The sequence below is a fragment of the Bradyrhizobium canariense genome, from assembly GCF_018130465.1.
GTDB lineage: Bacteria > Pseudomonadota > Alphaproteobacteria > Rhizobiales > Xanthobacteraceae > Bradyrhizobium > Bradyrhizobium canariense_C.
Window position 1 is genome coordinate 112269 of record NZ_JAFCKJ010000007.1, and the last position, 13518, is coordinate 125786.

At 63.9% G+C, this 13518-nt stretch carries 13 protein-coding genes; 8 read left to right on the forward strand and 5 right to left on the reverse strand.

Annotation, left to right across the window (positions count from 1 at the left end):
- Window positions 1–180: 180 nt before the first annotated feature.
- Entirely contained in the window at window positions 181–2391 is a 2211-nt protein-coding gene (purL, locus tag JQ591_RS19725; protein ID WP_211397673.1) for a phosphoribosylformylglycinamidine synthase subunit PurL, read from the forward strand.
- A 113-nt stretch (window positions 2392–2504) separates the two neighbouring features.
- Here purL and JQ591_RS19730 read toward each other — a convergent pair whose 3' ends face one another.
- The gene (locus JQ591_RS19730) at window positions 2505–3683 is read right to left on the reverse strand and encodes an acyltransferase family protein (protein ID WP_211397884.1); all 1179 of its coding nucleotides are present in this window, start codon (window positions 3681–3683) and stop codon (window positions 2505–2507) included.
- 189 nt (window positions 3684–3872) lie between these two features.
- Here JQ591_RS19730 and JQ591_RS19735 point away from each other — a divergent pair, with 189 nt between their 5' ends.
- Window positions 3873–4046, forward strand: a complete 174-nt coding sequence (locus tag JQ591_RS19735; RefSeq protein WP_211397674.1) for a DUF1328 domain-containing protein — start codon at window positions 3873–3875, stop codon at window positions 4044–4046.
- Window positions 4047–4146: 100 nt separating this feature from the next.
- Here the strand turns inward: JQ591_RS19735 and JQ591_RS19740 are convergent, their stop codons facing one another.
- Entirely contained in the window at window positions 4147–4506 is a 360-nt protein-coding gene (locus JQ591_RS19740) for a DUF427 domain-containing protein (protein ID WP_211397675.1), read from the reverse strand.
- 212 nt (window positions 4507–4718) lie between these two features.
- On the opposite strand from JQ591_RS19740, the gene JQ591_RS19745 reads away from it, so the two are divergent.
- A complete protein-coding gene (locus JQ591_RS19745; protein ID WP_018316584.1) occupies window positions 4719–4955 on the forward strand; it encodes a BolA family protein in 237 nt (78 codons plus the stop codon).
- Window positions 4956–4979: 24 nt separating this feature from the next.
- A complete protein-coding gene (locus tag JQ591_RS19750) occupies window positions 4980–6173 on the forward strand; it encodes a low temperature requirement protein A (protein ID WP_211397885.1) in 1194 nt (397 codons plus the stop codon).
- Window positions 6174–6365: 192 nt separating this feature from the next.
- On the opposite strand, the gene egtD is transcribed toward JQ591_RS19750, so the two are convergent.
- Window positions 6366–7337, reverse strand: a complete 972-nt coding sequence (egtD, locus tag JQ591_RS19755) for an L-histidine N(alpha)-methyltransferase (RefSeq protein ID WP_211397676.1) — start codon at window positions 7335–7337, stop codon at window positions 6366–6368.
- Between the two features lie 50 nt (window positions 7338–7387).
- Window positions 7388–8686, reverse strand: a complete 1299-nt coding sequence (egtB, locus tag JQ591_RS19760; RefSeq protein WP_211397677.1) for an ergothioneine biosynthesis protein EgtB — start codon at window positions 8684–8686, stop codon at window positions 7388–7390.
- 242 nt (window positions 8687–8928) lie between these two features.
- Here egtB and grxD point away from each other — a divergent pair, with 242 nt between their 5' ends.
- Genes grxD through JQ591_RS19780 form a run of 4 tightly spaced genes read left to right on the forward strand, consistent with a single transcriptional unit; the run spans window position 8929 to window position 12404 of the window.
- On the forward strand, window positions 8929–9255 hold the full coding sequence (gene grxD, locus JQ591_RS19765) for a Grx4 family monothiol glutaredoxin (protein WP_007602294.1): 327 nt from the start codon (window positions 8929–8931) through the stop codon (window positions 9253–9255).
- A 3-nt stretch (window positions 9256–9258) separates the two neighbouring features.
- A complete protein-coding gene (locus JQ591_RS19770; protein WP_211397678.1) occupies window positions 9259–9810 on the forward strand; it encodes an O-acetyl-ADP-ribose deacetylase in 552 nt (183 codons plus the stop codon).
- Window positions 9811–9856: 46 nt separating this feature from the next.
- Window positions 9857–11143 carry a serine hydrolase domain-containing protein gene (locus tag JQ591_RS19775; RefSeq protein ID WP_211397679.1) on the forward strand — a complete coding sequence of 429 codons (1287 nt, stop codon included), beginning with the start codon at window positions 9857–9859 and terminating at the stop codon, window positions 11141–11143.
- Window position 11144: 1 nt separating this feature from the next.
- Window positions 11145–12404 carry a serine hydrolase domain-containing protein gene (locus JQ591_RS19780; protein WP_211397680.1) on the forward strand — a complete coding sequence of 420 codons (1260 nt, stop codon included), beginning with the start codon at window positions 11145–11147 and terminating at the stop codon, window positions 12402–12404.
- Window positions 12405–12422: 18 nt separating this feature from the next.
- On the opposite strand, the gene JQ591_RS19785 is transcribed toward JQ591_RS19780, so the two are convergent.
- Window positions 12423–13490: a threonine aldolase family protein gene (locus JQ591_RS19785; protein WP_211397681.1), complete on the reverse strand. Its 1068-nt coding sequence runs from the start codon at window positions 13488–13490 to the stop codon at window positions 12423–12425.
- Window positions 13491–13518: the final 28 nt, after the last annotated feature.

Consider the following 13518-nt stretch of genomic DNA (forward strand, 5'->3'; position numbering starts at 1 on the left):
AATGGGCCTTCAATTGCGGGTGTTTTGCCCTTAAATCCGATCTGTCCGCGCTCCGCAATTCCTGTTCCTGCAGCCCCCGGCCGCAAAACGTGGGACAGCGGGAAAATGCTCCATAAAGGGCTTTTCCAAGTCCCCCGATGTTCCTAAGAACGGCCAACCGCCGTCGAAAGCCTCGAATCCATGAAGAACGAACCCAAGATCACCCCCGAGCTGATTGCCGCCCACGGGCTCAAGCCCGACGAGTATGAGCGCATCCTGAAGCTGATCGGGCGGGAGCCGACCTTCACCGAGCTCGGCATCTTCTCGGCGATGTGGAACGAGCACTGCTCGTACAAATCCTCCCGCCTCCATCTGAAGGGCCTGCCGACCAAGGCGCCCTGGGTGATCCAGGGCCCGGGCGAGAATGCCGGCGTGATCGACATTGGCGACGGCCAGGCCGTGGTCTTCAAGATGGAGAGCCACAACCACCCGAGCTACATCGAGCCTTACCAGGGCGCGACCACCGGTGTCGGCGGCATCTTGCGCGACGTCTTCACGATGGGCGCGCGCCCGATCGCCTGCCTCAACGCGCTGAGCTTCGGCGCACCGGAGCATGCCAAGACCCGGCATCTCGTCTCCGGCGTCGTCGCCGGCGTCGGCGGCTACGGCAATTCCTTCGGCGTGCCGACGGTCGGCGGCCAGGTCCGCTTCCACACCCGCTATGACGGCAACATCCTCGTCAACGCGATGGCGGTCGGTCTCGCCGATACCGACAAGATCTTCTATGCGGCCGCCTCCGGCGTGAATATGCCGATCGTCTATCTCGGCTCCAAGACCGGCCGCGACGGCATCCATGGCGCCTCGATGGCCTCGGCCGAGTTCGACGACAAGTCCGAGGAGAAGCGTCCGACCGTCCAGGTCGGCGATCCCTTTGCCGAAAAGCTGCTGCTCGAGGCCTGCCTCGAGATCATGGAAGCCGATTGCGTGATCGCGATCCAGGACATGGGCGCGGCGGGCCTGACCTGCTCGGCGGTCGAGATGGGCGCCAAGGGCGACCTCGGCGTCGACCTCGATCTCGATGCGGTGCCGACGCGCGAGATCGGCATGAGTGCCTACGAGATGATGCTCTCGGAGAGCCAGGAGCGCATGCTCATGGTGCTCAAGCCCGAGAAGGAGAAAGAGGCCGAGGCGATCTTCAAAAAGTGGGGCCTCGATTTCGCTGTGGTCGGCTACACCACGCCGAGCAAGCGCTTTGTGGTCAAGCATGGCGGTGACGTCATGGCCGATCTGCCGATCAAGGAGCTCGGCGACGAGGCGCCGCTCTATGACCGCCCGCATGTCCCCTCCGCCGCGCTGCCGGTCGTGCATGCGCGCGAGGTGCCGGCGCCGATGGGGCTCGGCGCCGCACTCGAAAAGCTGATCGGCACGCCCGATATGTGCAGCAAGCGCTGGGTTTGGGAGCAGTACGACCACGTCATTCTCGGCAACACCATGCAGCGTCCCGGCGGCGATGCCGCCGTGGTGCGCGTGCAGGACGGCCCGAAGGGCCTGGCGCTGACCGTCGACGTGACGCCGCGCTATTGCGAGGCCGATCCCTATCAAGGCGGGATGCAGGCGGTGGCGGAAGCCTGGCGCAACATCACAGCCGTCGGCGGCAAGCCGCTTGCGATCACCGACAATCTCAATTTCGGCAATCCTGAGCGGCCCGAGATCATGGGCCAGTTCGTCGGCTGCCTGAAGGGCATCTCGGAAGCCTGCCGCACGCTCGACTTCCCGGTCGTGTCCGGCAACGTCTCGCTCTACAACGAGACCAATGGCCGCGCGATCCTGCCGACGCCCTCGATCGGCGGCGTCGGCCTGCTCGACGACTTCACCAAGTCGGCTTCGCTGGCCTTCAAGGCCGAGGGCGAGGCGATCCTCTTGATCGGCGAGAGCCATGGCTGGCTCGGCCAGTCGGTTTACTTGCGCGACATCTGCGGTCGCGAGGAGGGCGCGCCACCGCCGGTCGACCTCGCGGCGGAGAAGCGCAACGGCGACTGCGTGCGCGGCATGATCCATGCGGGCACCGCGACCGCCGTGCACGATCTCTCCGACGGCGGTCTTCTGATCGCGCTGGCCGAGATGGCGATGGCGAGCGGCATCGGCGCAAAACTGCTCGCGGCGCCGACCGCGCTGGTGCCTCAGGCCTATTGGTTCGGCGAGGACCAGGCGCGCTATCTCGTCACCGTGCCCGAAACGGAAGCCGGCCTGGTGCTCGCCAAGATGCGCGGTTGCGAGGTGCCCTGTGTGCGGATCGGCACCACCGGCGGCGACGCGATCGCGATCGCGGGCGAAGCGCCGGTGGCGATCGAGGCGCTGCGGACCTCGTTCGAGCGCTGGCTGCCGGAGTATATGGGCGGGAAGGCAGCGTAACGCGCTGCCGCCAACTCCGTCATCGCGAGCGCAGCGAAGCAATCAGGTCTTTCCGCGGAGACGGTCTGGATTGCTTCGCTGCGCTCGCAATGACGAGCTGAGGAGGCTGCGCCTCACAACACGTGAGACGCCCCCGGAATCTTCCGCAAGGCCGCGGTCAGGCCCCAGCTCAAGATCACCGTGAGCACGAAGCCGATCGTGGCTTTCACGATCGCCGGCAGGCTGTAATAGAACAGCGCGTACTGGATCCACAATGCGATCGGGTAGTGCACCAGGAAGATGCCGTAGGCATCCGCCTGCATGCGGTCGAGCAGGTTCGGTCCCGGCGACTTCTGGTGCAGGAAGAAGGCGAGGATCGCGAGCAGGATCCCGGCCGAAAACAGCACGAAGAACGTGCTGTAGATCGCCTGGTACCAGTGCGGCTGCGGGTCGGGATTGCCGAGGATTTCGCGTTTGACGTAGATCATGACCCACATCAGGCAGTAGGGGATCAGCGTGGCGATCACCCACAGCCAGCGCTGTTTCGGCAACTGGCCGTCGGCGCTGAGGATGCCGCGATCGAAGTTCGCAGCTCCAACGCTGACGCCGATGAAGAAATAGGCGAAGTAGAGCAGGATGCGGCTCGCCTGCACCGAGAACGGCCCGAACTCGAACCATTTACTGCCGCCGAAATAGAGCAGCGCCGGCACGTAGACGATTGTCGTGACGACCACGAGCAGCAGCCAGAATACGGCCGGCTGCTCGAATCCGCGCAGCGACACGCGGTTGCCCGGATCGACCAGATGCGCGGAGACCCGGTAGAGCAGGCTTGCGGTCAGGTCGAACGCCAGCAGCACCCACACGAACCAGATCGGGCCGCTCGGCCACGGGCCAACCGTGATCGTCTTCCACCAGAACGCCGTGAAGCTCAGCCCGGGATCGTGCCGCAGCGCGATTGCGTAGTAGGCGAGCGGGATGACGGTGAACGCCGCGATCGCGAACGGCAGCCCGAGCCGCAACAGGCGGTCGCGGAGAAAGACTGACGGCGCCTTGCGCGCGATGCCGGGCCAGGTGAACAGGCCAGACAGGAAGAAGAACATCGCCATGAAGAAGCTGTCGGTCGCCAGCACGACGATATCGAAACCGATCCACGAGGCCGGATCGGTGTGCCCGAAATAGGTGTAGGGAATGACGGCGTGGTGCAGCAGCACCACCAGCGTGAGGAAGGTGCGGGCGCGATCGAGCGACAAATTGCGCGTCTTGCTCTTCGGCGCCGCGTGCGCCTCTGCGCCGATCGTCGCTGAATGTGACATCGTCATCGTGGCCGCCCCGGTCGCGCTTCTATCCCGGCCAGACTTTGCCGCCGGGAACCGGATTCAGCAAGGGTCGTTTGAGACGCCCGCAGGTCGCGACGCCGCTAGGAACCAGTTCCGCGCGACGAAGTTAGCGTTCGCCAAAAGGGCTTGAGGGCCGCGACTAGCGGTACAATTTCGGAGCTGGCGATGACGATCCTGAAATGGGCGCTGATCTTCTTACTTGTCTCGATCGTGGCCGGCGTGCTCGGCTTCACCGGCATCTCGGCCGCTTCCGCCGACATCGCCCGCTTCCTGTTCTACGTGTTCATCGTGATTTTCCTGGTGCTGCTGATCCTGGGGCTGACGATCTTCAGGGCGTAGTTCAGCTCGTCATTCCGGGATGGTGCGTTAGCACCAGACCCGGAATCTCGAGATTCCGGGTTCGATACTACGCATCGCCCCGGAATGACCACCACTGGGCTTACCCCACTTCCTCGATCTTCACCTTGTCCGGATAGAAGGCGAGGTGGCCGGAAATCTCGGTCATCGCGGGGAAAGGCGTCTCGTAGGTCCAGATCGCATTGTCGAGCGTCTTTCCGTCGGCCTTGACGCTGTAATAGCTCGCATCGCCCTTGTAGGGGCAATGGGTGACGCGGTCGGTCCGCTCCAGCAGCGCCATGTTGGCGTCCTGTCGAGGCACATATTGCACCGCCGGATATTTCGCCTCTTTCAGCGTCAGCGCCTTCGTGGTCTCGGCGATCACGATATCGCCCGCCGTGACGCGGACGCGCCGGGGATTTAGGGTGATGGTGATGGGGTGGTCGGGCCCTGGAAGCTTCATGATTTCACGCCTTTTCGATCAGTCTGCCGCGCGCGGCACTTTGTCGTGGCTTTCTCGCAATGGGATCACGGATATAATGCCTCAAGGCGTGACGTAGAAGGCCGTTCACGCTAAGTTTGGCCCTGCCGGCAGGTTTTGGCTTTGCAGATCCGGGACCCCGGCAGCGATTCGACGACAAGGCTGATTGCGGCCGAGACAGGAGCACGACCCGAATGCCAATGGACGCCCACGATATCGAGGCGATGATCAAGGCGGCGATCCCCGATGCCGAGGTGACCATCCGTGACCTCGCCGGGGACGGCGATCACTATGCCGCGACCGTGATCTCGGAATCCTTCCGCGGCAAGTCCCGCGTCCAGCAGCACCAGATCGTCTATCAGTCCCTGCGCGGCCAGATGGGCGGCGTGCTGCATGCGCTGGCGCTGCAAACCGGGGTGCCGGGCGCTTGATCTGATCGTGACGGGGGCATGACAATGGCTGCGGACAATTCGCGCGGCGCGATGTTTCGCGTCATCCTGCCGAACCAGCACAGCCGCGTCACCAATGCCGAGCTGTTCTTCGACCTCGTCTTCGTCTTCGCGATCACGCAGGTCTCGCACACACTGCTGCACCATTTCACGCCGCTCGGTGCGGTGCACGTCGCGGTGCTGTTTCTCGCGGTGTGGTGGGTGTGGGTCTACACCGCCTGGGTCACCAACTGGCTCGATCCCGAGCTGACGCCGGTCCGGATCCTGCTCTTCCTGATGATGCTGGGCGGCCTGGTGCTGTCGACCACGATCCCGACCGCCTTCGAGGGGCGGGGCTTGTGGTTTGCGATCGCCTACGCAACGATGCAGGTCGGGCGTACCGCCTTCTGGATGTTTGCAACGCCGCGGCATCGAACTGCGGTCCGGCACAATGCGATCCGTATCCTGACGTGGCTCTCGGTCTCCGCGGTGATGTGGATCGCGGGCGGTCTTTCCGACGGAGAGACGCGGCTATGGCTGTGGATCGCGGCGGTCAGCTGGGAATACATCTCGCCGGCGGCACGTTTCTGGGTCCCGAAGCTTGGCTTCTCGTCGGTCGAGGCCTGGGCCGTTGAAGGCGGCCACATGGCCGAGCGTTGCGCCGGCTTCATCATCATCGCGCTCGGGGAGGCCGTCGTCGTCAACGGCGCGACCTTTGCCGAGCTGGACTGGACCGCGGACAACATTTTGGCCTTTGTCTCCGCGCTGGTCGGCAGCATCGCGATGTGGTGGGTCTATTTCCACAAGGGCGCCGAGGCCGGCGCCGAACGCATCTCGAAATCGGCCGAATCCGGCCGGTTGGCGCGGCTCGCCTATACCTATCTGCATATGCCGATCGTCGCCGGCATTATCCTGACCGCGGTCTCCGACGAGCTGGTGCTGAAGCATCCGGTCGGCCATTCCGACGTCCGCACCATCGTGAGCACGATCGGCGGGCCGCTGCTGTTCCTGGTCGGCACCATCCTGTTCAAGCACGCGATCCGCGGCTTCCTCCAGCTCTCGCACGGGATTGGCATCATCCTGCTGCTGGCGCTGTGGTGGTTCGCTGCCGAACTGTCCCCGCTATGGCTGTCGGTCGCCGCGACGGTGATCATGATCGTTGTTGCGGTATGGGAGTCGGTCTCGCTGGGATCAACGCCGGAGGAGGCCGAGGAGCATTGAGCCGCTACGGCGGTCTGAGCGCGCGCCTCCTCCTTCGAGACGACCGCTGCGCGGTCTCCTCAGGATGAGGCTGATCAGCGTCGGTGCCCGTAGAAACTGTTGCCGCGCACTCCGTCCTCACCCTGAGGAGCCCGCTCAAAGCGGGCGTCTCGAGGATGCGCCGCAAGAACCGCTCTCAGATGCGGCGGCTGTTCACTCCGCCGCCTCCAGCGCGTGCACCGAGAACATCTTCGCCGCATCCGTCCAGCTCTCGCGCACCCGCCAGCCCGCGCCTTGCGCTAGCGTCGCGAACCGCTCGATGCTGTATTTATAGCTGTTCTCGGTGTGGATGCTTTCACCCGCGCGGAACGAAAAGCTGGTGCCGAGCAGGCGCACGGTCTGGCTCTTCTTGCTGATCAGGTGCATCTCGATGCGGTGCCGCTCGCGATTGTAGATCGCGCGATGGGTGAAGGCGGAGAGATCGAAATTGCCGCCGAGCTCGCGGTTGATCCGCACCAGCACATTGAGGTTGAAGCGCGCGGTGACGCCGGCGGCATCGTTATAGGCGTCGTGGAGCACGCGCTCTTCCTTCTCGAGATCGGCGCCGATGATCATCTGCGCGCCCCGGCCCAGAATGGCGCGCGCGCTCTTCAGGAAGGCCTGCGCCTCATGCGGCTCGAAATTGCCGATGGTCGAGCCCGGGAAGAATCCGACCTTCGGCATCGTCGCGACCGCCTTGGGAAGCTCGAACGGCGTGGTGAAGTCGGCCGCCACCGGGTAGATGCCGAGTGACGGAAAATCCCGCTTCAAGCCGTTCGCCTGCGCCTTCAGGAAGTCGCCGGAGATGTCGACGGGCACATAGGCCGCGAACTTGCAGTGATTGAGCAGCAGGCGGACCTTTGTGGTCGCGCCCGCGCCGAATTCGACGAGGGCTGCGTGCTCCGGAATGATTTTCGCGATCTCGCTGCCGCGCTCCCTCAGGATCGCTAGCTCCGTGCGCGTCGGATAATATTCCGGCAGGCGCGTGATCGCCTCGAACAGTTCGGATCCGGCCGCATCATAGAAATATTTCGGCGACAGCTTTTTAGGCTGCTGCGAGAGGTCCCCGATGGCCTCGCGCGCGAAGGCGGTGGTCTGCTCGTCGGGAAGATGGGCTTCGGCCAAAGCGCTGGCGTGCACATTCATGATACTCTCCTGAACGCGCTGTCCGGCGCGCGGTTGTCGTCGGATAACTGCTATTCGTAGTCGGCGAGCCGCAATCCCGTGAACTGCCAGCGGTGGTGCGGATAGAAGAAGTTGCGATAGGTGATACGGCTGTGCCCCTTCGGGGTTGCAAGCGAGGAGCCGCGCAGCACCAGCTGGTTGACCATGAACTTGCCGTTGTATTCGCCGAGCGCGCCTTCGATGGCGCGATAGCCGGGGTAGGGCGAGTAGGACGATCGCGTCCACTGCCAGACGATGCCGAAGGCGTCGTTGAGCTGGCCCGCGCGGGCCGCCACCTCCCATTCCATCTCGGTCGGCAGATGCTTTCCGGCCCAGCGCGCAAAGGCGTCAGCCTCGTAGTAGCTGACGTGGCAGACGGGCGCGTCGGGATCGACCGGCTTGAGGCCGGCCAGCGTCATCACATGCCATTGGCCGTCGATCTCGCGCCAATGGCCGGGGGCATCCCAGCCCTCGTTGTTGACGGCCGCAAAACCGTCCATCAGCCACAGCGTTGCGGTCCGGTAGCCGCCGTCGCGCATGAAGGCGAGCCATTCGCCATTGGTGACGAGATTGCGTGCGACCTTGACCGGGCCGACCAGGGCGCGATGCGCCGGTTTCTCGTTGTCGAAATGAAAACTGTCGTCGACATGACCGACGGTGTGGATGCCTTCGTTCAGCGTCAGCCAATCCTCACTGGCCGGCGTCGCGGTCGGGAAGTGCCAGTCCGGATCATAGGCCGGCGGGATCGGGTTCTGCGCGAAGGCGTGCAGGATGTCGGTGAACATCAATTCCTGATGCTGCTGCTCGTGGTTGAGGCCGACCTCGACCAGCGGCGCGATCTCGCGAAGCTTGTCCTCGCCGGCGTCGCGGAAGAATTTCACGACGGCAGCGTCGACATATTTTCGATAGGCGCCGACCTGATCGGCGCCCGGTCGGGTGATGTCGCCGCGGTGATTGCGGGAATGGCGCGGGCCGGCGCTGACGTAATAGGAATTGAACAGGAAGCCGAAGTCCGGGTGAAAGGGCCGGTAGCCCGCACAGTGCTCGCCGAGCACGAATTGCTCCCAGAACCAGGTGGTGTGCGCCCGGTGCCATTTCGTCGGGCTCGCATCCGGCATGGACTGGATCTGCTGGTCCTCCGGCGACAGCGGCGCGGCCCGGCGCTCGGTCTCGTCGCGGACGGTGAGAAACGCGTCTTCCAGCCTCTGGGCAAGGCCGCCCAAATCGGCCGACGGTGACGAAAGCGGGGCGGGGGCCGTAGCGGAGGCTTGTTTCGTCACGTTTTTCTCCAGACAGGACAAGAGAACGTTGTTGGCGTTGTCAGGTTCCAAAACGCCGGGTTCGTCCTAGATAGGGGCTCCGTTACGGTATGAAAGTCCTCCCTGGCGATGATATTCGTGCCATCATGCAATGGGCCGGCGCTGCCGAGAGCGGCCCACCCAGGGGGCCGCTCGCCGCCATTTTACTTTGGATGCACAACGGTTTGGGCTACATATATAGCTGGGTATCGGGTTAGATCGGCTGAGCCAGCCCGAAGCGATTGGAGTGGGCTCCGCCCCATAAGGACACGGATATGAGCATCGAGGAATTCATCGCCAACGAAGTGAAGTCGAACGACGTGGTTCTGTTCATGAAGGGGACGCCGCAATTTCCGCAGTGCGGGTTCTCCGGCCAGGTCGTCCAGATTCTCGACCATATCGGCGTCGGCTATAAGGGCCTCAACGTTCTCGAATCCGCCGAACTGCGTAACGGCATCAAGGACTATTCGAACTGGCCGACCATTCCGCAGCTCTATGTGAAGGGCGAGTTCGTCGGCGGCTGCGACATTGTCCGCGAGATGTTCCAGGCCGGTGAATTGCAGCAGCTGTTCTCCGAAAAGGGCGTCGCTGTCGCGGCCTGATACGTGACCCGGCTGACGCGCCGCATCAGGGGCGCTCAGCTCGAGGTCGTCGTTGCTGACATCACCACACTGAGCGTTGACGCCATCGTCAACGCGGCCAACACGTCGCTCCTTGGTGGGGGCGGCGTGGATGGTGCGATCCATCGGGCGGCCGGGCCCGAGCTGGTCGCCGAGTGCCGCATGCTTCACGGCTGCAAGACCGGCGACGCCAAGATCACGAAGGGCTACCTTCTCCCGGCGCGCCATGTGATCCATGCGGTCGGGCCTGTTTGGCACGGCGGCACTCGCGGCGAGGCAGAGGCGCTGGGCTCCTGCTATCGCCGTGCGCTTGAGCTCTGCGAGGCCAATCGGCTGACCTCCCTGGCATTCTCCGCGATTTCGACCGGGGTTTACGGCTTTCCGGCCGACCAGGCTGCGAAGATTGCGGTCCATGCCACCATTGAAGCCCTGCCGGCCGCGCCGCTGGTCGTCGACGTCATATTTTGTTGTTTCTCGGAGAAGAGCGCGGATCTCCACACGGACGTTTTGGCGCGGTACGGCAGCCCTTGTGCCTGATGACGCGGTCAGTACACTCCGCCGGGCCATGTTCCGGGGAGGGGATATGATTTCACAATCTGGACTGCGTGCGCTGGTCTGCGGCGCTCTGGTGTCGCTTGGTACGATCTCGTTCGCGCGGGCGGAGGGTACCTACGAGATTCCGGCCGGCGCGCATTTCAATCAGGACAAGCTCTTGAGGATCAGCGAGTTCTTCAAGAACGAGGTCGCGACCGGTAAGATCGCCGGCGCAAACGTGCTCATCAACCAACATGGCAAGCCGGTCTACCACGAAGTCTTCGGCGTGCAGGACGTGGTGAGCAAGGCGCCGATCACGGACAAGACGATCTTCCGCCTGTTCTCGATGACAAAGGCGATCACCTCTGTCGTCGCGATGCAATTGGTCGAGGACGGCAAGATCAAGCTCGACGATCCCGTCTCGAAATACATTCCGTCCTTCGCCAATGTGAAGGTCGGCGTCGAGAAGAAGGCCGAGGACGGCACCAAGTCGCTCGAGCTCGTGCCGCCCAACCGGCCGATGACGGTGCACGATTTGATGACGCACACTTCGGGCGTTACCTATGGCTTCTATGGCGACAGCCTGGTCCGCAAGGCCTATCGCGAGGCCAACATCTATGCCGGCGATTTCGACCTCGCGGAGTTCGCCGAGCGAATCGCAAAACTGCCGCTGCACAACCAGCCGGGCGCGCTGTGGCAATACGGCCATTCCACCGACATCCTGGCGCGGGTCATGGAGATCGCGGCCGGCAAGCCGCTGATCGAGATCGTGCGGGAGAAGCTGCTCGACCCGCTCGGCATGGTCGACACCGGTTTCTTCGTCACCGATCCCGAGAAGCAGAAGCTGCTGGCGCACCCGGTGCCGAACGACAGTGATTTCCGGGTCGGGCGGATCAACGATCCGACGGTCGTCAAGAAGATCCAGTTCGCCAGCGGCGGTATGGTGACGACCATGGCCGATTATGAGCGCTTTACGCAGATGCTGCTCAAGGGCGGCAATCTCGACGGCAAGACGGTTCTCAAGCCCGAGACGTTCAAGCTGATGGTGACCGACCAGATCGGCCCCAAGTCGGGCGTCGATCGCGATTATTTCTACTTCCCCGGCGACGGGTTTGGCTTCGGTCTCGGACTTGCGGTGCGCACCGATCCCGGCAACGCAAAACCGCCGCCGCCCGGCGATCTCGGCGAATTGAAATGGGACGGCGCCTCCGGCTGCTATTTCGTGATCGACCCCAAGCAGGACATGTTCTTCGTGCTGCTGGAGCAGACCCCGACTGAGCGTCAGCGGGTGCAGCGAACATTGAAGCAGCTGGTTTATGAAGCGATGGAGAATTGACATGTTCGGGCGCCGCGCGCTGGTTGCGGCGCTCGTTCTTCTGTTCGGAGTCGTTGGTGCGAAGGCCGGCTCCGAGCGCGCCGCGCACAATCTCTCGCCCGAAGGCCTGGCAAAAGTCTCCGACTACATTCGGAAAGAGATCGCCGCTGGCACGTTTCCGGGCGCGATCCTGCTGCTCCAGCAGCACGGCAAGCCAGTCTATTACGAGAATTTCGGCGTCCGCGACGTCGCGACCGAGTTATCGATGAGCGCGGACACGATCTTCCGTCTCTACTCGATGTCGAAGCCGGTCACGTCAATCATGGCGATGATGCTGGTTGAGGAGGGTAAGCTCTCGCTCGACGATCCCGTCTCGAAATACATTCCGGCCTTTGCCGGCATGAAGGTCGGCGTCGAGAAGAAGGCAGAAGACGGCAAAGTTGCGCTGGCGCTGGAGCCGCTCGAACGTCCGGTCGCGATCAAGGACCTGCTGCGCCACACCTCGGGACTGCCTTACGGCTATCAAGGCGGCGGCGCGGTGCGCGAGCGCTACGCCGACGCCAATCTCTTCAACAGCGAACTCACCAACGCCGACTTCGTCGCGAAGATCGCCGCGCTGCCGCTGGTCGAGCAGCCGGGCACGGTGTGGGACTACGGCTTCTCCACCGACGTGCTCGGCCGAGTCGTCGAGGTGATCTCCGGAAAGACGCTGCTCCAGTTCGAGAAGGAGCGGCTGCTCGATCCGCTTGGGATGACCGAGACCGCGTTCTTCATCGCCGATCCCGCCAAATTCCAGCGCATCGCCGAGCCGATGCCTGGGGATCGCAACATCAATCCGACGACGCAGGTCCGCGACATCAGGCGGCCCACGAGATGGGAATCGGGCGGCGGCGGCATGGTCGGCACGATCGGCGACTATGCGCGCTTCGCACAGATGCTGCTGAATGGCGGCACCTATGACGGCCGGCGCTATCTCAAGCCCGAGACCATCGCGCTGATGGCGTCGGATCATATCGGGCCGGAGACGAAGATCGCGCGCGACCAGAACTATTATCCGGGCGGAAGCTCCGGCTTCGGCCTCGGCTTCGCCGTGCGCACCTCGGTGCCATCAGGTACATCCTGGCCACTTGGCGAATATCGCTGGGACGGCGTCGGCGGCACGTTCTTCTTCATCGACCCAGAGGACGATCTGTTCGGGATATTCATGGTGCAGACGCCATCGCAGCGCGGCCGTATTCAACTGGCGCTGAAGACGCTGATCTATCAGGCGATGGGACGGTGATTGCGGTCGGCTAGGGGCTTACGCCCCGCGCACGATCTCGCGGATATATCCGATCGTCTCTTCGACCTGGCTCGCATTGACGTCGAGATGGGTGCAGGCGCGGATGCGGCCGTCCATCATCGCAAGCGTCACGCCGCGTTGGCGCAGGGCCGCAACCATCTTTTCGCCGGGAATGCCGGCACCATCGGGCTTGAAGAACACCAGATTGGTCTCGGGCTCCTGCACCTCGATCCCTGCGATCTGCGACAGTCCGCGGGCGAGCGCGCGCGCATTGGCGTGATCGTCGGCGAGCCGCTCGACGTGATGGTCGAGCGCATGGATGCAGGCTGCCGCGCAGATTCCGGCCTGTCGCATCGAGCCACCGAGGCGCTGCTTCCACTGCCAGACCGCGTCGATGAAGGCGCGCGAGCCCGCGAGCACGCCGCCGATCGGCGCGCCCAAACCCTTCGAGAAGTCGATCCAGGCCGAATCCCACCCCGCGGTCATGTCGCGCGGGGAGATGCCGCTCGCCACGGTGGCGTTGAGCAGGCGCGCGCCGTCCATGTGGGTGACGAGGCCATGTTGTTTGGCGATCGCGACGATCTCGTCGAGCGCGGCCTTCTTCCAGATCGTGCCGCCGCCAATATTGGCGGTCTGCTCGACGCTGACCACCGTCTGCGGCGGCTGGTAGCGCGTGCGCGGATGCAGCGCTCTGCGAAAGGTGTCCGGCGTGAACTGGCCGTCGGGCCCCTTCAATTGCGTGACCTGGAAGCCGCCGATCGCGGCGTGCGCGCCGCCTTCGCGCGCGATGATGTGCGCGCTCTCGTGCGCGAGGATCTCATCGCCGGGACGGCAATGCACCAGCGTCGCGGTGACGTTGCACATCGTGCCGGAGGGCATGTACACCGCGGCTTCCTTGCCGAGCAGCTCGGCGACACGTTCGCACAGGGCGTTCACTGTCGGATCGTCGCCGACCTGCTCGTCGCCGACCTCCGCTCGCGCCATCGCCTCGCGCATTGCGGGTGTCGGCTTTGTCTGCGTGTCCGAGAGCAGATTGATGCGCACCGGCGGCGCCTTGGGATCGATGGGCGGAGGGGTATAGAGCATGTCTGATCTCGTCATTTCATCTAGTCGA

Coding starts and splice junctions, on each gene's coding strand:
- JQ591_RS19730 (WP_211397884.1), bottom strand. CDS start 3,683: ATGTCACATTCAGCGACGATCGGCGCAGAGGCGCACGCGGCGCCGAAG.
- JQ591_RS19785 (WP_211397681.1), bottom strand. CDS start 13,490: ATGCTCTATACCCCTCCGCCCATCGATCCCAAGGCGCCGCCGGTGCGC.
- JQ591_RS19780 (WP_211397680.1), top strand. CDS start 11,145: ATGTTCGGGCGCCGCGCGCTGGTTGCGGCGCTCGTTCTTCTGTTCGGA.
- JQ591_RS19740 (WP_211397675.1), bottom strand. CDS start 4,506: ATGAAGCTTCCAGGGCCCGACCACCCCATCACCATCACCCTAAATCCC.
- egtD (WP_211397676.1), bottom strand. CDS start 7,337: ATGAATGTGCACGCCAGCGCTTTGGCCGAAGCCCATCTTCCCGACGAG.
- JQ591_RS19750 (WP_211397885.1), top strand. CDS start 4,980: ATGGCTGCGGACAATTCGCGCGGCGCGATGTTTCGCGTCATCCTGCCG.
- purL (WP_211397673.1), top strand. CDS start 181: ATGAAGAACGAACCCAAGATCACCCCCGAGCTGATTGCCGCCCACGGG.
- grxD (WP_007602294.1), top strand. CDS start 8,929: ATGAGCATCGAGGAATTCATCGCCAACGAAGTGAAGTCGAACGACGTG.
- JQ591_RS19735 (WP_211397674.1), top strand. CDS start 3,873: ATGACGATCCTGAAATGGGCGCTGATCTTCTTACTTGTCTCGATCGTG.
- JQ591_RS19775 (WP_211397679.1), top strand. CDS start 9,857: ATGATTTCACAATCTGGACTGCGTGCGCTGGTCTGCGGCGCTCTGGTG.
- JQ591_RS19745 (WP_018316584.1), top strand. CDS start 4,719: ATGCCAATGGACGCCCACGATATCGAGGCGATGATCAAGGCGGCGATC.